The sequence below is a fragment of the Alistipes sp. CAG:29 genome (assembly GCF_000435435.1).
In the GTDB taxonomy this organism is placed as follows: domain Bacteria; phylum Bacteroidota; class Bacteroidia; order Bacteroidales; family Rikenellaceae; genus Alistipes; species Alistipes onderdonkii.
In genome coordinates this window covers 1-434 of the sequence record NZ_FR893507.1, presented here as the reverse complement: position 1 = coordinate 434, position 434 = coordinate 1, and the positions used below count along the sequence as shown (strand labels likewise).

Here is a 434-nt window from a genome sequence, read left to right as displayed (position 1 = left end):
CGACGCTCTTCGTGCTGACGGTGCCGACCTATCTGCCGAACCTGATGCTGAACTATGCGCTCAAGAGCGTGCCGGCCACGGTGTCGAGCATCTATACCTACCTGCAGCCTGTGCTGGCGATCGCCATTTCGGTCGGGATGGGGCTGGACAAGCTGCATGCCGATACGGTGGTCTTCGCGCTGGTGATCTTCGTCGGCGTGGGGCTCGTGCTGCGTTCCTACTCCGTGCCGCCCCGCCATCCCGATCCGCCGGCCGCGCCGCCGCACTGACCCGGGGCGGGGAATCCGGCGGGATCGAACAGTCCGGAATGCGGGTTGGCAGGACACGCGGCGTGCCCGTCTCCGAATTCGGGGGAAACGAATATCGGGACGGAGTATTGCCTGAATGCAAAAAGGAGAGCCTTTTGATGTGCACCCCAAAGTTTGGACTGATTA

1 protein-coding gene is annotated in these 434 nt (G+C 62.7%); it reads left to right on the top strand.

Going from position 1 to position 434, the window contains the following annotated elements; all coding sequences use genetic code 11:
- Positions 1 to 269 (top strand): EamA family transporter (locus QVP03_RS12860; protein WP_288210824.1); only part of this gene is annotated, 269 nt, incomplete at its 5' end.
- Positions 270 to 434: the final 165 nt, after the last annotated feature.